Origin of the sequence: Arthrobacter mobilis (assembly GCF_012395835.1) — a bacterium.
Taxonomy (GTDB): Bacteria; Actinomycetota; Actinomycetes; order Actinomycetales; family Micrococcaceae; genus Crystallibacter; species Crystallibacter mobilis.
In genome coordinates, this window is the sequence record NZ_JAAZSQ010000013.1 from 27,928 (window position 1) to 48,451 (window position 20,524).

The 20,524-nt window shown below is 67.5% G+C and carries 19 protein-coding genes and 1 pseudogene; 13 read left to right on the forward strand and 7 right to left on the reverse strand.

What is annotated here, in order from left to right; genetic code table 11:
• Positions 1-31: 31 nt before the first annotated feature.
• Together HGG74_RS13445 and hpaC are read right to left on the reverse strand one after the other, a co-directional pair.
• Positions 32-1,612 carry a 4-hydroxyphenylacetate 3-hydroxylase family protein gene (locus tag HGG74_RS13445; protein WP_168487108.1) on the reverse strand — a complete coding sequence of 527 codons (1,581 nt, stop codon included), beginning with the start codon at positions 1,610-1,612 and terminating at the stop codon, positions 32-34.
• Between the two features lie 40 nt (positions 1,613-1,652).
• A complete protein-coding gene (gene hpaC, locus HGG74_RS13450) occupies positions 1,653-2,171 on the reverse strand; it encodes a 4-hydroxyphenylacetate 3-monooxygenase, reductase component (RefSeq protein WP_168487110.1) in 519 nt (172 codons plus the stop codon).
• A gap of 314 nt (positions 2,172-2,485) precedes the next feature.
• Between hpaC and HGG74_RS13455 the strand changes: the two genes are divergently transcribed.
• From HGG74_RS13455 to HGG74_RS13505, 11 genes are all read left to right on the forward strand, one after another.
• A complete protein-coding gene (locus HGG74_RS13455) occupies positions 2,486-3,172 on the forward strand; it encodes an HD domain-containing protein (RefSeq protein ID WP_168487111.1) in 687 nt (228 codons plus the stop codon).
• Positions 3,173-3,255: 83 nt separating this feature from the next.
• A complete protein-coding gene (locus HGG74_RS13460; RefSeq protein ID WP_168487113.1) occupies positions 3,256-4,041 on the forward strand; it encodes an IclR family transcriptional regulator in 786 nt (261 codons plus the stop codon).
• A 154-nt stretch (positions 4,042-4,195) separates the two neighbouring features.
• Positions 4,196-5,473 (forward strand): cytochrome P450, encoded by a 1,278-nt coding sequence (locus HGG74_RS13465; RefSeq protein ID WP_168487115.1) that lies wholly within the window; start codon positions 4,196-4,198, stop codon positions 5,471-5,473.
• A gap of 5 nt (positions 5,474-5,478) precedes the next feature.
• Positions 5,479-6,549: a PEP/pyruvate-binding domain-containing protein gene (locus HGG74_RS13470; protein WP_168487117.1), complete on the forward strand. Its 1,071-nt coding sequence runs from the start codon at positions 5,479-5,481 to the stop codon at positions 6,547-6,549.
• A 68-nt stretch (positions 6,550-6,617) separates the two neighbouring features.
• The gene (locus HGG74_RS13475; protein WP_168487119.1) at positions 6,618-8,486 is read left to right on the forward strand and encodes a PEP-utilizing enzyme; all 1,869 of its coding nucleotides are present in this window, start codon (positions 6,618-6,620) and stop codon (positions 8,484-8,486) included.
• Between the two features lie 69 nt (positions 8,487-8,555).
• Positions 8,556-9,335 (forward strand): SDR family NAD(P)-dependent oxidoreductase, encoded by a 780-nt coding sequence (locus HGG74_RS13480; protein WP_168487121.1) that lies wholly within the window; start codon positions 8,556-8,558, stop codon positions 9,333-9,335.
• 26 nt (positions 9,336-9,361) lie between these two features.
• Positions 9,362-9,682: a 2Fe-2S iron-sulfur cluster-binding protein gene (locus HGG74_RS13485; protein WP_168487123.1), complete on the forward strand. Its 321-nt coding sequence runs from the start codon at positions 9,362-9,364 to the stop codon at positions 9,680-9,682.
• A 2-nt stretch (positions 9,683-9,684) separates the two neighbouring features.
• Entirely contained in the window at positions 9,685-11,010 is a 1,326-nt protein-coding gene (locus tag HGG74_RS13490) for an NAD(P)/FAD-dependent oxidoreductase (protein WP_205761902.1), read from the forward strand.
• Positions 11,011-11,020: 10 nt separating this feature from the next.
• Positions 11,021-11,788, forward strand: coding sequence for an HD domain-containing protein (locus tag HGG74_RS13495; RefSeq protein ID WP_168487125.1), 768 nt, complete (start codon positions 11,021-11,023; stop codon positions 11,786-11,788).
• Positions 11,785-13,350 (forward strand): aldehyde dehydrogenase family protein, encoded by a 1,566-nt coding sequence (locus tag HGG74_RS13500; protein WP_168487127.1) that lies wholly within the window; start codon positions 11,785-11,787, stop codon positions 13,348-13,350. Before HGG74_RS13495 ends, HGG74_RS13500 begins: the two co-directional genes overlap by 4 nt.
• A 177-nt stretch (positions 13,351-13,527) precedes the next feature.
• Positions 13,528-13,818: a DUF1540 domain-containing protein gene (locus HGG74_RS13505; protein WP_168487224.1), complete on the forward strand. Its 291-nt coding sequence runs from the start codon at positions 13,528-13,530 to the stop codon at positions 13,816-13,818.
• 25 nt (positions 13,819-13,843) lie between these two features.
• Here the strand turns inward: HGG74_RS13505 and HGG74_RS13510 are convergent, their stop codons facing one another.
• From HGG74_RS13510 to hisD, 3 genes are all read right to left on the reverse strand, one after another.
• On the reverse strand, positions 13,844-14,590 hold the full coding sequence (locus HGG74_RS13510; RefSeq protein ID WP_168487129.1) for an SDR family NAD(P)-dependent oxidoreductase: 747 nt from the start codon (positions 14,588-14,590) through the stop codon (positions 13,844-13,846).
• A gap of 158 nt (positions 14,591-14,748) precedes the next feature.
• Entirely contained in the window at positions 14,749-16,092 is a 1,344-nt protein-coding gene (locus HGG74_RS13515) for an MFS transporter (RefSeq protein ID WP_168487131.1), read from the reverse strand.
• Between the two features lie 45 nt (positions 16,093-16,137).
• Positions 16,138-17,484, reverse strand: a complete 1,347-nt coding sequence (gene hisD / locus HGG74_RS13520) for a histidinol dehydrogenase (protein WP_246262893.1) — start codon at positions 17,482-17,484, stop codon at positions 16,138-16,140.
• Positions 17,485-17,718: 234 nt separating this feature from the next.
• On the opposite strand from hisD, the gene HGG74_RS13525 reads away from it, so the two are divergent.
• Entirely contained in the window at positions 17,719-18,714 is a 996-nt protein-coding gene (locus HGG74_RS13525; protein WP_168487133.1) for a LacI family DNA-binding transcriptional regulator, read from the forward strand.
• An 8-nt stretch (positions 18,715-18,722) separates the two neighbouring features.
• Here the strand turns inward: HGG74_RS13525 and HGG74_RS13530 are convergent, their stop codons facing one another.
• Positions 18,723-18,881 carry a hypothetical protein gene (locus HGG74_RS13530; protein ID WP_168487135.1) on the reverse strand — a complete coding sequence of 53 codons (159 nt, stop codon included), beginning with the start codon at positions 18,879-18,881 and terminating at the stop codon, positions 18,723-18,725.
• Between the two features lie 175 nt (positions 18,882-19,056).
• A complete protein-coding gene (locus HGG74_RS13535) occupies positions 19,057-19,473 on the reverse strand; it encodes an ester cyclase (protein WP_168487136.1) in 417 nt (138 codons plus the stop codon).
• A gap of 233 nt (positions 19,474-19,706) precedes the next feature.
• Between HGG74_RS13535 and HGG74_RS13540 the strand changes: the two are divergent.
• Positions 19,707-20,524: pseudogene (locus HGG74_RS13540) on the forward strand (hypothetical protein); the annotation flags it as partial.

Consider the following 20,524-nt stretch of genomic DNA (forward strand, 5'->3'; position numbering starts at 1 on the left):
GTGGAGGCAGCGGGAGGAGGGCCGGCAGATGCTACCTGCGGTTCCTGAAGTAGCTGACGTCGTCGTTGCCAATCAGGTCGGGCACCGTCCAGCCGTCCAGGTCGTATTCGTTCAGGCACTCGTCAGCGAAGCCCCTGAACTGGTCGGCCAGTCCCGAAGCCTCCGCCATGTACAGGTGGTCGGCGCGGACCGCCTCATGGTTGCCGGCGTAGTTCCGTTCGTAGAGTTCGTGGCGTCCGCCGAATTCGGATCCGATGGAATCCCAGAGCAGCTTCAACAGCTTGACGCGGTCCACTGCCTGGACACCGTTGGAGCCGCGGACGTAACGGTCCAGATAGGGGCGGATCTCCGGGGTTTTGAAATCCCGGGTGGAGGAGTTCAGGTAAATCAAGCCGGAGGCGACATCCTGCTCGATGATTTCCTTGATCCGGGGGTAGCCCACGGTCATGAATAGCCGGTAGGCATTGCCGTACTCGCCTTTGGGGTAGACCGTGCCGTCGGGGCCCGGGTCCGGGTTGCGCGCCATGCCGTCGATGAGCCCCCAGAACATGTTGCGCCAGCCGATCACTTCGCCCACCCGGACCTGTACGCCCCGGAAGTCCTTGCTGCCGGTGATTTCCACGGCCTTGAGCAGCAAGCCGGCAATGAAATCCAGCTTCACGGCGAGACGGATGGCGCCTTGGAAGTTGAGCCGCGGCAGGAAGCCGGATGCCGGGACAAACTGGCTGATCTTGTCCACGTCGCCGTACAGGAAGATGTTTTCCCACGGCACCAGAACCTTGTCGAAGACCAGGATCGTGTCGTTCTCATCCATGCGGCTCGAGAGAGGGTAGTCGAAGGGCGACCCCATGACGGCCGCCTGCTGTGCATAGGAGGTCCGGCAAATGAGCTTTACCCCCGGGGAGTCCATGGGAACGGTGCAGATGATCGCGAATTCCTTCTGCTTGATAGGAATCCCGTAGTGGGCAATGAAGTTGTAGTTGGTGATTGCCGACCCGGTGGCGACGACTTTGGCCCCGGAGATGACGACCCCGGCGTCGGTCTCTTTTTCCACCTTCATATACACGTCGCCGACCTCCTCGATGGGCAGATGCCGGTCCACGGGCGGGTTGACGATGGCGTGGTTCCAGTAGAGGACTTTTTCCTGGGATTCGCGGTACCAGCGCTGCGCGTTGGTTTGATACTCGCCGTAGAAGTCCGAGTTCGCGCCCAGCGTGCCCAGGAACGAGGCCTTGTAATCGGGAGAACGTCCCATCCAGCCGTAAGAAATGCGGGCCCACGCCTCGATGGCGTCTTTGTCCTTCAGCAGGTCCTGCGCGCTGTGCGGCGCGCGGAAGAATGCGTGGGTCCGCCCGCCGGACCCCGTGTCCGTGGGCACCAGGATCCTCTGCGCTGCGAGCGGGTCATGCATCGAGTCGTACATGCGGGCAACCATGCGCGCGGAATTACGGAAAGCGGGATGGGTGGTCACGTCCTCCACGCGTTCCCCGTAGATCCAGATCTCCCGGTTGTCACGGATGGAGCCAAGGTACTCGTCGCCTGTCATCGGCAGCAGCCGGCCCGCGGACGCCGTCTTCAGGGAAGAGGGCTGGTCGGTGATGATCTCAGTCATGTAAAAGGCCTTTCATTAGTTGGCAGGCATGGAAACTGGGCTAAACGGGAAGGGGTTTAGGGGCCGCACCGATGCGGTGGAAGCCGCGGTTGAAGTAGATGAGGCCGTCCAGCTCATCCCGGACGTCGACCCGGTCCACCTCGACGAAGTAGACCGAATGCGATCCCTGGATAGTGCGGTCGCTGATCCTGCCCACGATCTTGACGAGCGCATCCCGCAGCACCGGTACCGGGCCTGCATCCTCCTCCCAGATGTCCCAGCCGAACCGCTCGGCCATGGGCACCTTGGTCATGCCGGCGAAATGGCGGGCGAGTTCTTCATGGTCGCCGCTGAGCACGTTGATGCAGACCTCGCCGTTGCTGCTGAAAATATCGTGGGCGGCGCTGCTCTGGTTCACGCACACCAGCACGGTGGGCGGCGAGTCCGTGACCGAGCAAACTGCGCTGACGGTCAGTCCCAGCCGGCCGTGAGGCCCGTCCGTTGTCACGATGTTCACCGCTGCCGGCAGATGGGCCATAGCTGTACGGAAGGTTTTCTGGATCTGGCTCAATTCGGGCATTTGTCATCTCCCTTGATGTTTGCCACCTGATGTTTCGGAACGATGAAGGCGTGGGTGGCGTAAATCGGGCACGTTGTCCTGTGCTGCAGTTGCCTTCGGCGACTACCCCAAAAAATGCTTTCCCTGGATCGGCTGGGGTGGGTGGCTGGGCCGCCTCCGGGCGGGGTGGCCAGCATCAGTGTGTTCCAGGTCACTGGCGGGCGCCCAGCGATCTCTTCCACTGAACGGAAAGCAATACTTTCCGGCAGCTCATTGGCTTTCGATCAGCGGAATCCTGCCGTTGCCTGCCCGGATGTTTTGGTCCACGGTTGAGCATGACCAAGTTCGAACCCGCCGCAAATCTTTACGGCCAGGATGTCTCAGCCGGCATTGCCGGCCAACCGGACGGGGTGATTGACCTCGGGCCGGAGTTTGCCCGGCTCTGGGAGCAGGCCGCTCCGCTGCTGGCCATCCGCGACAATGATGCACACACCTTGTACGCATTTGGCCTGGCCCGCGCCCTGCTGGAGGCACATCCGGAGGCCGATGCCTCGGTGGTGCTCCCGGCCATCATGCTGCACGACATCGGCTGGTCCCAGGTTCCGCCGGACGAGGTCCTGGCGGCCATCGCTCCGGGCGGCGGGAGGCCGGACCTGGTGCTGCTGCACGAGAAGGAAGGCGCGCGGCTGGCCGCCGGCATCCTGGCCGAAGCTGGCTGGGACGCAGTGCGGGTGCCGAAGATCCTGGAGATTATCGACGGCCACGACTCACGCAGGGAGGCGCTGTCCATCGAGGACGCCATTGTGAAGGACTCGGACAAGGTCTGGCGGTTGAGCCCGCACGGGATCGACACGATCATGGACTGGTTCGGGTTGACGCGCGGGCAGGCGGTGCGGCTCTGCAGCCAGCGCGTGCACGGACATTTGTTCACGGATGAAGCCAGGTCGATCGCCCGGGCGCTGGCGGCGCTGGAATCCGTAACGTTGTGGCCCCAGCGGCAGGCGCTGCTGGTGGAGGGATAGCCGCCGGTTGCCGGCGTCCCCGGCTAGACTCGGCGGTGCCGGACGGCGCAGGCGCCCGGCCTGCGGTCGGAGAAGGAGGTGCGGTGGCGGGCGGCAACCGTGAACCCGGACGGACGGTGACCTCCAAGGTGCTCGCCATCCTGGAGGCCTTCGAGCAGTCCCGCGGGGCCCTGAGCCTGACCGACATTGCCGAGGGGTCGGGCCTTCCGCTGAGCACCACGCACCGGCTGGTCGCCGAACTCACCGACTGGGGTTTCCTCTCGCGCAGCGCCACCGGCCGCTACCAGCTGGGCATCCGCCTGTGGGAGCTCGCCCAGAACACCGGCCGGCAGTTGCGCGACGCGGCCCGGCCGTTCGTGCAGGACCTCTTCTCGCTCACCGGGGAGACCGCCCAGCTCGCGGTCCGCGCCGGGCACGAGGTGCTCTACATCGAGCGCATCTACGGCACGAAGCGTGTTCCGCGGGCGTCCCGTGTCGGCGGCAGACTGCCGATGCATGCGACGGCGGTAGGCAAGGTCATCCTCGCCTTCGAGGAGGAGTGGGTCCGCACGGCCTACCTCAACCGGGACCTGGAACAGACCACACCCCATACGCATACCAATCCGCGCCGGCTGGCGGAGGAGCTGGAACAGATCCGGGAACAGGGCTATGCCACCACGCTGGAGGAAGTGCGCCTGGGCTCCTGTTCGATAGCGGTGCCGGTGTTCCATACCGGCCGGATCGGCGCGGGCCTCGGTCTGGTCCTGGCTTCCGCCCAGGGCGCGTCGATGACGAGGCACCTGCCGGTGCTGCTGGGGGTGTCGGCGCAGATCGAGCGGGCCACGGTGCACATACCCCTGGAATCCCTGCTGGGCATCAACCGGCGTTAAGACTGCTCCTGCACGGTGTTGCCGCTTCATTTGGTTTCCGCCCAGTGGAAGACAGTAGTGCAGGTCACAGAGTGATGCGCGTAACACTGGATACCGAACGAACCGCGTGCGGCACAGCTGCCGGGGCGCGGGACACCAGATCCAAGGAGCACAGATGTCACCCTCGACTGAAACGGCCGCCCGCTGCCCGTTCGGCCATGGCGCGGAGGCCCCCGCCGGGCACCACGGGTACGAACCGTTCCAGATGAAGGATCCGTTCCCCGCGTACGCGACGATGCGGGCGGAGCAGCCGGTCATGTTCGACGAGCGCATCGGGTACTACGTCGTCACCCGCTACGACGACATCAAGGCAGTCTTCGACGACTGGGAAACGTTCTCCAGCGAGAATGCCCAGGCACCGGTGCGCGAACGCGGCCCCGCCGCCAGGAAGATCATGGAAGAAGGCGGCTTCACCGCGTACTCCGGCCTGTCCGCCCGGCGCCCGCCGGAGCACACCAGGATCCGCGCCGTGGTCCAGAAGGCCTTCACCCCGCGCCGGTTCAAGATGCTGGAGCCCTTCATCCGGCAGAACGTGGTGGACCAGCTGGAAAAGATGCTGGCCAACCCGGAGCGCCGCGGGGACATCTTCCGCGACCTGGCCTACGACGTTCCCACCGTCACGATCCTGACGCTGATCGGCGCCGACGTGGAGCAGGTGGACAAGTTCAAGCGCTGGAGCGATTCCCGCGCCGCGATGACCTGGGGCGATCTGTCCGACGAGGAACAGATCCCGCACGCCCACAACCTGGTCGAGTACTGGCAGGAATGCCAGCGGCTGGTCCGCGCCGCCCACGAGCAAGGCGGCGACAACCTCACCGCGGACCTGGTCAAGGCCCAGCAGGAGGGAGCCGAGATCAGCGACCATGAGATCGCCTCGGTCCTGTACAGCATGCTCTTCGCCGGCCACGAGACCACCACCACGCTGATCTCCAATGCCGTGCGCGTGCTGCTGGCCCACCCGGAGCAGTGGCAGCAGCTGGTCGAGGATCCCAGGAAGATTCCGGCCGCGATCGACGAAGTGCTGCGCTACTCCGGCTCCATCGTCGGCTGGCGGCGCAAGGCCCTAAAGGACGCCGAAGTCGGCGGCGTCAAAATCCCCGAAGGCGGACAGCTGCTGCTGCTGATGGGCTCGGCCAACCGCGACGAAAGCCGGTTTGCCAACGGCGAGGAGTTCGACATTTCGCGCAGCAACGCCCGGGAGCACCTCTCCTTCGGCTACGGCATCCACTACTGCCTGGGCAACATGCTCGCCAAGCTGCAGGCCAGAATCGCGCTGGAGGAAATCGGCCGCCTGGCGCCCGACCTGAAGCTGGAAAATCCGGAAGCGATCGAGTTCCGCGAGAACCTCTCCTTCCGCGTCCCCGAAACCGTTCCCGTGACCTGGGAGGCCTGAACACGATGGAAAGCAACCAGTACATCCAGTTTTTCGACGGCGGCATCGAGCCCACGCTTGAGGCACTCGGCGGCAAGGGCGCATCCCTGGTCACCATGACCTCGGCCGGCATGCCGGTGCCCCCGGGCTTCGTCGTCACCACCGCGGCCTTCGACGAGTTCATGGCCGCCGCCGGCATCACCGGGCAGATCCAGGACCTGCTCAAGGGCCTGGATCCCCAGGACGTGGCCCAGGTGGACAAGATCTCGGCGGAAATCCGTGCCGGCATCTGCTCCAAGCCGGTTCCTCAGAGCCTGCGCGCCCAGACGTTGGCAGCCTACGAGTCGCTCATGTCCCGGTTCGGGGACGCCGTTCCGGTGGCGGTCCGCTCCAGCGCCACCGCCGAGGACCTGCCGGACGCCTCGTTCGCCGGCCAGCAGGACACCTATCTGTGGCTCGAAGGCGCCAAGGCCGTCACCGAGCACATCCGGCAGTGCTGGGCCTCGCTGTTCACCTCCCGGGCGATCATCTACCGGCTGAAGAACTCCATCCCCACCGAAGGCCTCTCCATGGCCGTCGTCGTGCAGAAAATGGTCAACTCCAGGGTCGCCGGCGTGGCCATGACGCTCGACCCGGCCAACGGGGACCGCTCCAAGATCACCATCGACTCCTCCTACGGCGTCGGCGAAATGGTCGTGTCCGGCCAAGTCACTCCGGACAACATCGTGCTCGACAAGGTAACGCTCGCCATCGTGTCCGAGCACCTTGGCGCCAAGCATGCCGAACTCGTCCCGGACCGCTCCGCCCACACCCTCATCGAGCGCGAAGTGGACCAGGACCGCCGCGCCCGCCGCAGCCTGAGCGACGACGAGCTGCGCGCCGTCGCAATGATGGCCAAGCGCGCGGAGAAGCACTACAAGTGCCCGCAGGACATCGAGTGGGCGCTGGACGCGGACCTGCCCGACGGCGAAAACCTGCTGCTGCTGCAGTCCCGGCCCGAAACCGTCCACTCCTCCAGGCCCGCCTCCCCAAAAGCAGCAGCCGGGGGCTTCAGCCTCGGCAGCATCACCGCGTCGCTGCTCAAGACCTCCGCCTGATCCGCCCACAGCACCACCCATCTTGTCAGCCAGGGCCCGACGCCGGGCCCTCACCGAAAGGACAGCCCGTGTCCCTGAAGTCCTTCCCGAAACCATCCGAGCTGCCGGTGCCCGCCGGCGCCGAAGGCTGGGAGAAGATCTACCCCTACTACCTCGTCTTCCAGGACAAGCTCAAGGACGCCGAAGACGCCAAGTTCTGGTTCTGCGACAGCCAGCACTGGCCCACCGTCTTCAAGCCGTTCGAAACCATCGGCGGCGAGTTCGCGGTCAAGTGCCTGGGCCAGTACAACGCCCGGCACCTGATGATCCCCAACGCCAACGGCATCGAGTTCCGCATCCACCTGGGCTACCTGTACATGTCCCCGATCCCGGTGCCCGAGGAGAAGATCGCCGGGCGCGTCCCGCACTTCGAGCAGCGCGTGGGCCACTACTTCCAGAACTGGGACGAGCTGCTCAGGCAGTGGCACGTGAAGGTCCGCGGCACCATCGACGAGATGGAAACACTCTCGTTCACCAAGCTGCCGGACATGGTGCCGATGGAGGACATCACCACCGGCAAGGCCAAGGACGGCTCCGAGGTGCTGCTGGAGAACTACGACCGGCTGATCCAGCTGGCCTACCAGAACTGGCAGTACCACTTCGAGTTCCTGAACCTGGGCTACATCGCCTACCTGGACTTCTTCAACTTCTGCAAGGACGTCTTCCCGAACATTCCGGACCAGTCGATCGCCACGATGGTGCAGGGCGTGGACATGGAGCTGTTCCGCCCGGACGACGAGCTCAAGCAGCTGGCCAAACTGGCCGTGGAGCTGGGCATCCAGCCCGCGTTCTCCAACACCGACGACGTCCAGGCCACCCTGGATGCCATCGCCGTCGCACCGGGCGGCCGGCGGTGGATCAGGCAGTACGAAGAGGCCCAGGACCCGTGGTTCAACTTCACCGTGGGCAACGGCTTCTACGGCCACGACAAGTACTGGAAGGAACACCAGGAGATCCCGCTCGGCTACATCGCCGACTACATCCGCCGGCTGGATGAGGGCCAGCAGATCATGCGCCCCACCGAGGAACTCATCGCCGAGAAGGAACGCATCGTCGGGGAATACCGCGACCTGCTCGACGGCGAGGCCCAGGCCCTCTTCGATGCCAAGCGCGGCCTGGCCGCCACCGCCTACCCGTACGTGGAAAACCACAACTTCTACATCGAGCACTGGACCATGGGCGTCTTCTGGCGCAAGATCCGCGAACTGTCCCGGATGATGCACGCCGAGGGCTTCTGGACCGAACCCGACGACCTGCTCTACCTGACCCGCAACGAGGTCCGCGACGCCCTCTTCGACCTGGTCACCGGCTGGGGCGTCGGCGCGGAACCGATCGGCCCGACCTACTGGCCGGAGGAGATCGAGCGCCGCCGCGGCATCGTGGACGCGCTGAAGACCGCCCGCCCGGCCCCGGCGCTGAACACCCCGCCGGCCTCCATCACCGAACCCTTCACCAGGATGCTCTGGGGCATCACCACCGAGCAGGTCCAGCAGTGGCTCGGCGCCGGCGAGGAAGTCGAAGGCGGCGGGCTGCGCGGCATGGCCGCCTCCCCCGGCGTGGTCGAGGGCATCGCCCGGGTCGTCCACGATTCCGACCAGCTCGCCGAGGTCCGGCAGGGCGAGATCCTGGTCGCCACGGTGACCGCCCCGAGCTGGGGCCCGATCTTCGGCAAGATCAAGGCCACCGTCACGGACATCGGCGGCATGATGAGCCACGCCGCGATTGTCTGCCGGGAATACGGCCTGCCCGCGGTGACCGGAACAGGCTCCGCCTCCACCACCATCAAGACCGGCCAGCGGCTGCGCGTGGACGGCACCAAGGGCACCGTCCAGATCCTCGACGCCGAAGAGCCCGAACTGGTCGCCGGCCCCGGCACCCACAGCCACAGCCACGCCTGAACGATCCACCGCCGGGCCGGGGCATCGCCCACCGCCCCGGTCCGGCCCCCCCAACCCGAAAGAACTGACATGACGCAGGAAACCACCCCGACGGACCCGGAAAAGGCCAGCGCGCGCACGGTGCTGATCACCGGCGCCGCCGGCGGACTCGGCCGGGCCTTCGCCCTGGGCTTCGCCGGCCGCGGCTACCGCGTGGCGGTGGCGGACGTGAACCTCACCGGCGCGGAAGAGACCGCACGGCTGGTCCGCGCCACCGGCGCGGAGGCCGCCGCCTTCGAAGCCGACGTCACCAGCGCCGAATCCACCCAGGCGCTCGCCGGCAGGTGCGCCGAATTCGGCAACGGAGGCATCGACGTCATCCTCAACAACGCTGCCATCTACGCCACGGTGACCCGCGCTCCCTTCGAGGAAATCGACCCGGACGAGTGGGACCTGGTGATGAACGTGAACCTCAAGGGGCCATGGCTGGTCACCCGCGCGGCCAGCAAGTACCTGCCCGAGGGCGGCCGCGTCATCAACCTCTCGTCCGCCACGATCTTCTCCGGTTCCGAGCAGTGGCTGCACTATGTGGCCTCCAAGGGCGGGGTGGTCGCGATGACCCGCGTGCTGGCCAGGGAACTCGGCCGCCGCGGCATCACCGTCAACGCGATCGCCCCGGGCTTCACCCTCACCGAGGCCAGCTACTCGCTGATGGAGAACGCGGAGAGCTACGGCGTAGACCGCGGCGCGCTGAAACGGGCCAGCCAGCCTGAGGACATCGTCGGCGCGGCGCTGTTCCTGGCCGGGCCGGACTCTTCCTACATCACCGGCCAGACCCTCGTGGTCGACGGCGGCCGCCAGTTCATCTAGACCTGCACAACCGAAAAGGAGACCCCATGCCTACGGTCCATTTCACCGACGCCGAAGGCGTTGTCCGCGACATCGACGGCAACGCCGGCGACTCGGTCATGGAGACCGCGGTGCGCAACGGCGTGCCCGGCATCGTCGCCGAGTGCGGCGGCTCGCTGTCCTGCGCCACCTGCCACGTCTTCGTCCGCGAGGACTGCCTCGACCAGCTGCCTCAGATGGAGGAGATGGAGGACGAGATGCTCTACGGCGCCGCCGTGGACCGCCAGGACAACTCCCGCCTCTCCTGCCAGCTGCGCCTGGCCGAGGACACCGAACTGTACGTCACCACGCCCGAGACGCAGGTCTGACCATGGGTGCCACCACGACAAGTACGACGGCGGCGCGCTCCGCAGCGGCGGATGGCACCGTCGCGGACGGTTCCGTGCGCACGGGGCTGCTGATCATCGGGGCGAGCCAGTCCGGCGTCCAGCTGGCCGTCTCGCTGCGGGCCCTGGGCTTCGACGAGCACATCACGCTGCTCGGCGAGGAGGACCACCGGCCCTACCAGCGCCCGGCCCTGTCGAAGGAGTTCCTGCAGGGCACCGTCGAGAGCGAATCGCTGATCTTCCGCTCCAACGGGTACTGGGAGGAGCACAACGTCGCCCTGGTCAAGGGCGAGCGGATCGTGCGCATCGACCGGGCAGCGGACGGCTCCGGGGTGGCCCATGCTGCCTCCGGCACCCGGTATCCGTTCCAGCGGCTGGCCCTGACCGTCGGCGCGCGCGCCCGGAAGCTGGAGCTGCCCGGCGCCGAACTCGACGGCGTGGTCTACCTGCGCAACGCGGACGACGCCCTCGAGCTCAAGGCCCGGCTGGACGGTGTCCGGGAGGCCGTCGTGATCGGCGGCGGGTTCATCGGCCTGGAAGCCGCTTCCAGCCTGCACACGATGGGCAAGTCCGTCACCGTGCTCGAGTACGGGCCGCGGCTGATCGGCCGCGCCGTGGGGGAAGAGACCAGCGACTACTTCCTGGCGGCACACCGCGGGCGCGGCCTGGACATCCGGCTCAATGCCCGGATGAACCGCCTGGTGCCGGCCGACGACGGCGGCCGCGTGGCCGGCGTCGAACTTTCCGACGGCACCGTGGTGCCCGCGCAGCTGGTGCTGGTGGGCATCGGCGTGGTGCCCAATACCGAACTGGCCGAACAGCTGGGCCTGGAGGTGGACAACGGGATCGTGGTGGACCGGCACGCGCTCGCCTCGGACGGCACCACGGTCGCAGTGGGCGATGTGGCGAACCTGCCGAACCCGCTGCCCGGAGCACCGGCGGACGAGCGGATCCGGCTGGAGAGCGTGAACAACGCGATCGAGCACGCCAAGGTGGCCGCCTATTCGCTGATGGGCCGGCGCGAGGACTACGCCGGCATCCCGTGGTTCTGGTCCAACCAGGCGGACCTGAAGCTGCAGATCGCCGGCCTGACGCTCGGCTACGACAGCACGGTGGTCCGCCGCGACGAGGAGCGCGGCAAGTTCTCCGTCCTGTACTACCGGAACGGGCAGATCATCGCCGCCGACTGCGTGAACGCCCCGCTGGACTTCATGGCGGTCAAGAACGCGCTGGCCAAGGGCCGGAACATTCCTGCGGACGCGGCGGCGGACCCCGCCGTCGTCCTGAAAACCATCGTCACGGACCGCTGAGGAGCCTAAGATGAGCACCCCCGACACGCAGACACAAGGCACCACCGACGGCGCTCCGGCCTGGCCGGGGCAGGACCCGGGCAGCCACGCCGCGGACCCGCGCGCCACGGCATTCGCCGCGGCCCACCCGGTCCGGCCGGTGCCGGCCACGGGCCCGGTGGATACCTCGCCCGCGGCGCTGACCCCGGCTGCGGCGGACCTGGACTCGCTGTGGAAGGCCGTGGTGCAGGAGACCCGCGCACGCGGCAACGACTTCCACCTGCCGATCTCGCTGGCCTACGCCGAACGGCTCTGCCGGGCCTACCCGGAAGCCGACGCCGAACTGGTGCGCGTGACGATCGTGCTGCACGATACCGGCTGGGCCCACGTGGACGAGGCCCGCATCCTCTCCGAGGGCTTCACCGGCGACTGGCGCAAGGCCGCCATCCGCTACGAGCACGAGGCCGAAGGCTGCAAGGTGGCCCGCCGCGTGCTGCCCGGGCTCGGCTACTCCGCGGCGTTCATCGAGCGGGTCTGCGAAATCATCGACGGGCACGACACCCGCCATGTGGCCTACTCGATCGAAGATGCGCTGGTCCGCGACGCCGACCGGCTGTGGCGCTTCGACCACGCCGGCATCGCGCTCGCCTCGTCCTGGTTCGGTATGACCCCGGACGTTTACACCGACCGCCTCGCCACCGAGATCATTCCGGAACTGATCACCGATGCCGCGGTGCAGATGGGCACGGCGGACCTGGCGCGCTCGAACGCGCTGCTGAAGACAGGAGTCATCCGATGACCACCGCCCCGCACGCCCCGCAGGCTGCAGCCGGGGCGCCGGCCCAGGCTCCGGCGTCGTTCTCCGGTCCCGCCGTTGACGCCCGTGCGGCCCTGGCCCTGCCGTACACCCACGTCGAGGACGTGTTCATCGACGGTGCCTGGGTTCCGGCCCGCGGCGCCGGGCGCAACAACGTCACCGACCCCGCGACCGGCCAGGTCTGGGGCTCCGTGCCGGACGGCTCCGCGGAGGATATCGACGCCGCCGTCGGGGCCGCCCGCCGGGCGTCCGGCGGGCAGTGGCCGCGGCTGGCGCCGTCGGAGCGTGCCGCCTACCTGCTGCGGATCGCCGACGAGGTGGAGAAGCGGGCCACCGAACTGTCGCTGACCAATACGCGCGAGAACGGCTCGCCGGTCGCCGAATCCTCCGGTGCGGCCGCGAACGCGGCAGGCATCTTCCGCTACTTCGCCTCGCTGGCCGGGTACCTCGAGCGCGAGGATGTGCGGCCCTTCCCCCGCGGCGGCGGCGAATCGGTGGTCCGGCGGGATCCGGTGGGCGTGTGCGCACTGATCGCGCCGTGGAACTTCCCCATCAACCTGATGGTGATCAAGCTGGCGCCGGCGCTGCTGGCCGGCTGCACCGTGGTGATGAAGCCCGCGTCCCCGACACCGTTGTCCTTCCGCCTGATTGTCGACGCCGTCGCCGCCGCGGGCGTGCCGGCCGGCGTGGTCAACTTCGTCACCGGCGGCGGCCGCGTGGGCGACGCGCTGGTCAGGCACCCCGGCGTGGACAAGGTGGCCTTTACCGGTTCGACGCCGGTGGGCCGGAAGATCGCCGCGGCCTGCGGCGAACTGCTGCGCCCGGTCACGCTGGAACTGGGCGGCAAATCCAGCGCCATCGTGCTGCCGGACGCCGACCTGGACGCCATGTCGCAGGTACTGGTCCGTACCTGCATGCGCAACACCGGCCAGACCTGCTACATCTCCACCCGCATCCTGGCCCCGGCAGAGCGCTACGGCGAGGTCGTGGACATGGTCACCTCAACCATCGCGGCCGGCCGGCAGGGCGATCCGCTGGATCCGGCCACGGTGTTCGGACCCGCTGCGACCGCCTCCCAGTACCGGACCGTGCTGGACTATGTGGAATCCGGCCTGGCCGAAGGCGCACGCGCCACCACCGGCGGACGCGCAGCCCGGCTCGGCGGCGGGCTGGAACACGGATTCTTCGTGGAACCGACGGTCTTTGCCGATGTCGCACCGACCATGCGGATCGCGCGCGAGGAGATCTTCGGCCCGGTGATCTCCGTGCTGAAGTACTCCGGCGTGGACGAGGCGCTCTCCCTGGCCAACAACACCGAATTCGGCCTCGGCGGCCTGGTCTTCGGGCAGGACCCGGAGGCGGCGCTGGCGGTCGCGGACCGGATGGACACCGGGTCGGTAGGCATCAACTTCTTCGCCTCCAACCACGCCGCCCCGTTCGGCGGACGGCATGACTCCGGCCTGGGCACCGAGTACGGCATCGAGGGCCTCAACGCGTACCTGAGCTACAAATCCATCCACCGCCGGCCCCGCCAGGCCGGCTGAACCGGCCACCGGCCCCGGTCATGCGGCGGCACCTTCAGTTCCCCCCCTCCGGAACCGAAGGTGCCGCCGGCAATTAAGGCATAAAAGCATGGCTTTTTGATTGGCCGCGGCTGGCCTACCGTGGAACCAGGGTGCCGCCCGGCCCGGGCGGCCGAAGCAGGAGGAACTGCCATGACTGTGACCTCGCATGTGCACGACTGCACCATCACGAACTGCTCCTTCAATGACCACACCGAATGCCACGCCGGCGCCATCACCGTAGCCGGCGGCGAAAACCACGCGGCCTGCGCCACCTTCATCGACACCGGCGTGCACGGCGGCCTGCCCAAGGTCGTCGCCAGCATCGGCGCCTGCCAGCGCGCCGAATGCACCCACAACGACCACCTAATGTGCCAGGCGCCCTCGATCCGTGTCGGACCGGGCGCCGACAACGCCGACTGCCTCACCTACGAGCACCGCCCCGCATAGCAGGGATTGCCCGGCGGCCGCGGTGTCAGCGGATGGTGTACCCGCCGTCGATGGCCAGGGTGTGGCCGGTGATCATCGCCGCGGCGTCGCTGAGCAGGAAGGCGACCGAGGCCGCGATTTCCTCAGGTTCACCGAAGCGGCCGGCAGGGATCCTGGACAGCAGCTCCGCGGCCCAGTCGGGCCTGCTGAGCGTTGAGGCGGTCAGTTCCGTCCGGACAAAGGTCGGGGCCACGGCGTTGACCCGGATGCCGGAGGAGGCCCACTCGAGGGCCAGGATCTTGGTGAGGTGGATCAGCCCGGCCTTGCTGGTGCCGTAGGCGGCCCGCTCCTCGATCGCGACAATTCCGGCCTGGGAGGCGACGTTGACGACGGCGGCCTGGGTGCCGCTGCCGATCCAGTGCCTGGCCAGGGCCGTGGTCAGGAAGAAGCTCCCCTTAAGGTTGGTGCCGAAGACGTCGTCCCAGTCTGCTTCGGTCACCTCCAGTGCCGGTTTGGGCACGTTGACGCCGGCGTTGTTGACCAGCAGGTCGATTCCTCCGGTGCGCTGCAGGAGGGATTCCACGAAGTCCCCGACGCTCCGGGTATCCGCCAGGTCCACCGGCAGCGACGGGGTGCCGTACCGTTGCTGGATCTCCAGGCGCGTCGAGCTGTTGCGGCTGGTGCCGTAGACGGTCGCGCCGCACTCGGCGAGGGCGTCGGCGATGGCCCGGCCGAGTCCGCCGCCGGCTCCGGTCACCAGGGCTTTCTTCCCGTCCAGGCGGAGGTTGGGCATGGTGTTCAGTTCCTCGCTAATCCGTTGCGGCCGTTTATGAGCGACTCGACCATGCGTGCGGCCGACCAGGCGGGGAACGCTTGGTCGGCCGCACGCATGCCGGGACGGGCCAGGATGTCCGGCGGTCTTTGGTGCCGGACCGGTGAAGGGCCTGCGGCTCAGGCCTTCGAGCGGACGGGGCTTTGGGTCGTCCCGATGCTGGCGAGGTCCAGGTCCTTGGTTTCGCGGGCGAAGGAGATCGAGAGCATGGCGACCGCCGTCGACGCAATGATGATCAGGACCACCGGCCAGGTGCCGCCGCTCCACAGGACGAGGGCTCCGGCCAGCGCGGGCATGAACCCGGCCAGCAGGATCGAGGCCATCTGGTAGCCGACGGAAATGCCCGAGTACCTGACGGCGGTGGGGAACAGCTCGCAGTAGAGGGCCGGCAGCGGCGAGTAGACCATGGCATGCCCCAGGGCCAGGAACAGGGCGACGCCGAGGACGATGGACCACATCTGTCCGGTCTGGACGAGGGCGAAGATCGGCCAGGCGGTGAGGATGATGGCAACGCCGCCGAGCAGGAAGGTCCGCTTGCGTCCGATGCTGTCCGAGACGCGCCCGAAGACCGGGATCATGATGACGTTCAGCGCCGATCCGATCATGACGGCCGTGAGCCCGTAGTGCTGGGGGACCTTCAGGGTGGTGGTGACGTAGGAGAGCACGAAGACGGTGAAGAGGTAGTAGTTCCCGGCTTCGGCGAAGCGGCCGAAGATCGCGATCAGCAGGGGCTTGCGGTGGTGGGCCAGGAGCTCGGGGATGGGGGCCTTGCGGTGCTCCATGTCCTTGGCCTGCCGCGCCTTTTCGGCCAGGAACTCGGGGCTTTCGGCCGCGTTGAGGCGGATGTACAGGCCGACGGCGGCCAGCACGATGCTCATGAGGAACGGCAGGCGCCAGCCCCAGGTCGTGAAGGCGTCGCCGGAGATGGCGCTGGAGAGGGCCACGGCCGCGGTGCCCAGCAGCAGACCGCAGGACACGCCGATCTGCGGGAAGGAGCCGTAGAACCCGCGGCGTCCCCGGGGCGCGTTCTCCACCGCGATGATGGCCGCGCCGCCCCATTCGCCGCCGACGGCGAACCCCTGGGCCAGGCGCAGGACGCACAGCAGGATGGGGGCGAGGATGCCGACGGTTTCGTAGGTGGGCAGCATGCCGATCAGGGCGGTCGAGACGCTCATGATGGCGAAGGTCAGGATCAGCGTCGACTTGCGGCCCAGCCGGTCCCCGAGGTGGCCCGAGACGAAGGCGCCGAGCGGGCGGGCGACGAATCCGACGCCGAAGGTGGCCAGTGCCGCGATCTGCGAGACGCCGGGGTCCAGCGCCGGGAAGAAGAGGGTGCCGAAGACCAGGGCCGCGGCGGTGGCGTAAACGGTGTATTCGTACCATTCGACGATGGCGCCGATCGTTCCGGATACAAGGGTCCGTCGCCGGACTTGCTGCGGGGTCAGGGCGGTGGTGGTTGCCATGGGACTGCTCCGTTCGAGCGGGATCGGGAGGGGTCGTGCGGGCGGCTAGCCTGCGAAGGTGTGGTCGGACCACGCGAGCGGGGTTCCGCGGTACTTCGCGGCCCGCACGTCGCCGGAGCGGGCGTGGCCCTCGAAGCGCTCGACGCGGGAGGCCCGGCCGCAGAGTTCACCGAAGAAGGCGCTGGACTCGGGGTTGGTGACTTCCTGGTAGGTGACGGTGCGCAGGTACTTCCCCACCCACAGGCCCCCGGTGTAGCGGGCGGCCCCGCGGGTGGGCAGCACGTGGTTCGTGCCGATGACCTTGTCCCCGTAGGACACGCAGGTCCCCTCGCCCAGGAAGAGTGCCCCGTAGTCGTGCATCTTCTCCAGGGCCTCGCGCGGGTTCCGGGTGAGGATCTGCACGTGCTCGTAGGCGTACTCGTCGGCCAGGGCGTAGGCGTCGTCCAAGGTGTCCACCACGTGGACCGCGCCCCAGTCCCGCCACGCGGCACCGGCGAAGTCGGCGGTGGGCATGTCGATGAGCAGGGTGTCGATGTGCTCCATGACCTGGCGGCCCAGCTCCTCGCTGGTGGTGATCAGCACCGCCGGGGAGTCCGGGCCGTGCTCGGCCTGGGAAAGCAGGTCCACGGCCACGATGAAGGGATCGGCGTACTCGTCGGCGACGATGAGGACCTCGGTGGGCCCGGCAAACAGGTCGATGCCGACCTCACCGAAGAGCTGGCGCTTGGCTTCCGCCACGAAGGCGTTGCCCGGGCCGGCGAGCATGTTCACCGGCTTGATGGTCTCGGTGCCCACCGCCATCGCGGCCACGGCCTGGATGCCCCCGAGCAGGTAGATCTCGTCCGCGCCGGCCAGGTGCATGGCGGCCACGGTGGCGTCCGGGATCTCGCCCTTGATCAGCGGGGTGCACGCGGCGACCCGCTGCACGCCGGCGACCTTCGCGGTCACGATGGTCATGTGCGCGCTGGCCAGCAGCGGATACTTGCCGCCGGGGATGTAGGCGCCCACGGCCTGGATCGGCACGTTCTTCTGGCCCAGGTGGACCCCCGGCAGGGTCTCGATCTCGAAGTCGGTCAGGGATTCAAGCTGCTTCTGCGCCATGACGCGCACCTGCTCCTGGACGAACTTGATGTCGTCGATCACCTGCTGCGGGACGCGGGCCAGGATTTCCTCCAACTGGTCCGCGCCGAGCAGGAAGGACTCCGGCGAGTACTTGTCGAACTTCTCCGAGTACTCGCGCACGGCCTTGTCACCGCGGGTACGGATGTCGTCAATGACGGCCTCGACGGTAGCCCTCACCTCGGGCGTGCTGCCGCGCCCCGCCGCGTTGCCCGTGGCGGTCTTGAGCATCTTCGAGGGGATGGAGGACTTGGATGCTGTTTCGATGGTCATGGGGAACCTTTTCTTTCTAGCTTTCAGAGGCCGGACACAGCTGCCCGCGAGGGCGGTGTGTTCTGGGTTACAACGAGTGTATACGTATACATTGGAGAGTGGCAAGGCTTTTCTGCAATTAGGTATACGTATTCAAAGCAGCACCTTCCTGAGACCGTCCGGCTCCCGGCGCTTGGCTAGTATTGATCCCAGAGCGGATCCACGCGGGAACAGACGGGACGGGTTGGAGGAACCATGGTGACAAGTCGGGACGTCGCACGGCTGGCCGGCGTGTCCCAGGCGACCGTTTCCCGCGCCCTGTCCTCCTCGTCCAAGCTCTCCCCCGCGACGAAGGCCAAGGTCAGGGCGGCGATGGAGGAGCTGGGATACGTCCCCCACGCCGGTGCCCAGGCGATGAAGACGCAGCGAAGCAACACCATCGGCGTCGTCGTGGCCGACCTGACCAACCCCTTCTACTCCGAGGTGCTCGACGAGCTCAGCCGGGAACTGGACAAGGCCGGGCTGCGGGTCGTCATTTGGAACACGGGCGGCAGCAGCCACACCGACGCCCTCAAAGCCATCGGTGAACACGCCGTGGACGGAGTCATCTTCACTACCGCCACCGAGGAATCGCTGGAGCTGCGGGCTGCGATCGAGAAGGCAAAACCCATCGTGCTGATCAACCGGTCCATCGAGGGACTGGACTGCGACCGGGTCATGAGCGACAACGTCGGCGGCGGCGCCGCCGTCGCGGAGTACCTCGTCCGGCACCGCCGGACCCGCGTGGCCTTCATCGGTGGAACCGAGAACGCCAGCACCTCCCGCGAGCGCGGCCGGGGCTTCCTGGCCAGGATGCGGGAGCTCGGACATCCGGTCCCCGAGCACTTCCGCTTCCGCGGCGGCTTCGATCACGACGTCAGCGCCCAGATCATGGAACGGCTGCTGGCCCGTGCCGACAGCCCGCAGGCCGTGTTCTGCGCCAACGACTTCATGGCCTTCGGCGCCCTGGACGCCCTCCGGCGTGCCGCCCGGGACCAGGGGGAGTGCTGGGTGATCGGTTATGACGACGTCGACATGGCCGCGTGGAGCTCCTTCAACCTCACGACGGTGCGCCAGCCGAGCCGGGACATGGCCCGCACGGGCGTGCAGCTGCTCCTGGAGCGGCTGAAGAATCCCGGCGCCCCGCCCCGGAAGGTTGACTTCCCCTCCGAACTGATCGTCCGCGGAAGCACCGGGCTCGCGCCAGCCTGATCACCGGCTCAGCCGGCTTCGTCCTCTCCGGACTGTTCCTCCGGCACCACTTGGTTGGCGATCAGGTCGACGCGGTCGGCGGGCGTGAGGCTGTCATCGTTCTGGATTGCTTCCACGTCGCTGCCGTCTACTGGTTCGCCTGCCGGTTTTTTACCTGGCTCGGTCATTCCAACCTCCCTTGAACCTGTTTCCCCGGTGGCCTGCCATCCTATACCCGGCCAGGAAGCCTGTAACCACGCCGGCCTGATCGTGGCCAGGGCCGCAAGCCGCCGCCAATGCGTGCGGCCACGCCGCGGCGCGGCCGCACGCATTCAGGCAACGGCCCTTGTGCTTCCGAGGCAGCTACTGCTGAATGGCTCCGATCTGCTGCATCAGCTTGAACATGTCGGTCGCGCCCCAGTGTTCGACCGCCTTGCCATCCTGGACGCGGATCATGTCGATGCCGCTGAACTCCACAGTGTTGCCGGTGGGAGCGATGCCCAGGAACTCGCCCTGGTGGGTGCCCGTGAGGACGATACGGGCCGCCTCCATGTCCCCGTCCGTCATGACGGGCTCGATGGCCTTCGCCCTGATGTCCGGGAAGGCCGACCGGAACGTGTTGACGAAGAACTTGACGCCGTCCAGGCCGGAGGGCTGCCCGGGCAAGGGATCTTCGTGATCGATGGCGTTTTCACTGCCCAGCTCGTCGATCAGATCCAGATGCCCTCCTTCCATAACTTCCCGGTAGAACCGCTCGATGATTCCCGATCCACCAGCCATCACAGACTCCTTCCCTGATGCCGATCCCCCATTCTTGATGTTCCCACCGGCGGTACCGCGACACGCCGCTGCCGGCCGCCCAAGTACCCCCTCACGTCGTCGTGGCCGGCTGCCGTGGTTCTTAAATACCGGCAGGACCGGCATGCGCCCGGGGAACAGCCTTCCGGATATGTGCTGAAACGCTTAATCTGGGAAACGCCAACTCGCACCCCGCCCGATCATGAGGAGACCCCTTGTCCCGCACCTCCCTGCGCGCCCTGACGGCGTTCGGCTTTTCCCTGGCCGTCGCGGCCTCCGGGGCCGGCGCCGCCACGGCAGCCTCCCCCAAAGACTCCGACCGCGACGGCATCCCCAACAGCTGGGAAGCCAAACACAGGATGAAGAAGACCAGCGCCAAGGACGCCAGGGCGGACTTCGACCTCGACGGGCTGAACAACCTCCAGGAGTACCGTTTCGGCGGCAACCCGCGGGACGAGGACACCGACAATGACGGCCAGGACGACGGCGACGAAAGGTTTACCCGCACCTCGGTCAGCCGGGCCGATACGGACCGCGACGGCGTCAAGGACGGCGACGAGGACCGTGACCGCGACGGCATTGACAACGAGGACGAGGACGACGCCCGCGAGTCGTGCAGGGCCGATGATGACGACACCGACCGTGACCGCGTCGCCGACGAGGACGAGAACGAGCTCAGGCTCAAGGTCGGGCGGGCCGACAGCGACCGCGACGGCATCAGGGATGGCGACGAGGATGCCGACGGCGACTTCGAGGCCAACGAGGATGAGGACGACGACGACCGGGACCGCTGCGGCCGGGACCGCGACCGTGATGGCCGGGATGACGAGGACGAGAGTGATGTGTTCGGCACCGTCGCCTCCTACGATGCGGAAACCGGCATCCTGACCGTACTCTCCCGCTCCGGGGGGACCATCAGCCTGCCCCTGGACGAGGACACTGAGATCAAGGTCGACGACGAGCGGGACGACGACAGTGATGACCGGGACGACGACGAGGACGACCGCGAGGACGAGGACGACCGCGAGGACGA

What these genes read in the sequence shown, in the direction of transcription:
- HGG74_RS13500 (WP_168487127.1), top strand. Translation starts at nt 11,785, where the DNA reads ATGACCACCGCCCCGCACGCCCCGCAGGCTGCAGCCGGGGCGCCGGCC.
- hpaC (WP_168487110.1), bottom strand. Translation starts at nt 2,171, where the DNA reads ATGCCCGAATTGAGCCAGATCCAGAAAACCTTCCGTACAGCTATGGCC.
- HGG74_RS13510 (WP_168487129.1), bottom strand. Translation starts at nt 14,590, where the DNA reads ATGCCCAACCTCCGCCTGGACGGGAAGAAAGCCCTGGTGACCGGAGCC.
- HGG74_RS13525 (WP_168487133.1), top strand. Translation starts at nt 17,719, where the DNA reads ATGGTGACAAGTCGGGACGTCGCACGGCTGGCCGGCGTGTCCCAGGCG.
- HGG74_RS13515 (WP_168487131.1), bottom strand. Translation starts at nt 16,092, where the DNA reads ATGGCAACCACCACCGCCCTGACCCCGCAGCAAGTCCGGCGACGGACC.
- HGG74_RS13465 (WP_168487115.1), top strand. Translation starts at nt 4,196, where the DNA reads ATGTCACCCTCGACTGAAACGGCCGCCCGCTGCCCGTTCGGCCATGGC.
- HGG74_RS13530 (WP_168487135.1), bottom strand. Translation starts at nt 18,881, where the DNA reads ATGACCGAGCCAGGTAAAAAACCGGCAGGCGAACCAGTAGACGGCAGC.
- HGG74_RS13490 (WP_205761902.1), top strand. Translation starts at nt 9,685, where the DNA reads ATGGGTGCCACCACGACAAGTACGACGGCGGCGCGCTCCGCAGCGGCG.
- HGG74_RS13455 (WP_168487111.1), top strand. Translation starts at nt 2,486, where the DNA reads ATGACCAAGTTCGAACCCGCCGCAAATCTTTACGGCCAGGATGTCTCA.
- HGG74_RS13495 (WP_168487125.1), top strand. Translation starts at nt 11,021, where the DNA reads ATGAGCACCCCCGACACGCAGACACAAGGCACCACCGACGGCGCTCCG.
- HGG74_RS13470 (WP_168487117.1), top strand. Translation starts at nt 5,479, where the DNA reads ATGGAAAGCAACCAGTACATCCAGTTTTTCGACGGCGGCATCGAGCCC.
- HGG74_RS13480 (WP_168487121.1), top strand. Translation starts at nt 8,556, where the DNA reads ATGACGCAGGAAACCACCCCGACGGACCCGGAAAAGGCCAGCGCGCGC.
- hisD (WP_246262893.1), bottom strand. Translation starts at nt 17,484, where the DNA reads ATGACCATCGAAACAGCATCCAAGTCCTCCATCCCCTCGAAGATGCTC.
- HGG74_RS13535 (WP_168487136.1), bottom strand. Translation starts at nt 19,473, where the DNA reads ATGGCTGGTGGATCGGGAATCATCGAGCGGTTCTACCGGGAAGTTATG.
- HGG74_RS13485 (WP_168487123.1), top strand. Translation starts at nt 9,362, where the DNA reads ATGCCTACGGTCCATTTCACCGACGCCGAAGGCGTTGTCCGCGACATC.
- HGG74_RS13445 (WP_168487108.1), bottom strand. Translation starts at nt 1,612, where the DNA reads ATGACTGAGATCATCACCGACCAGCCCTCTTCCCTGAAGACGGCGTCC.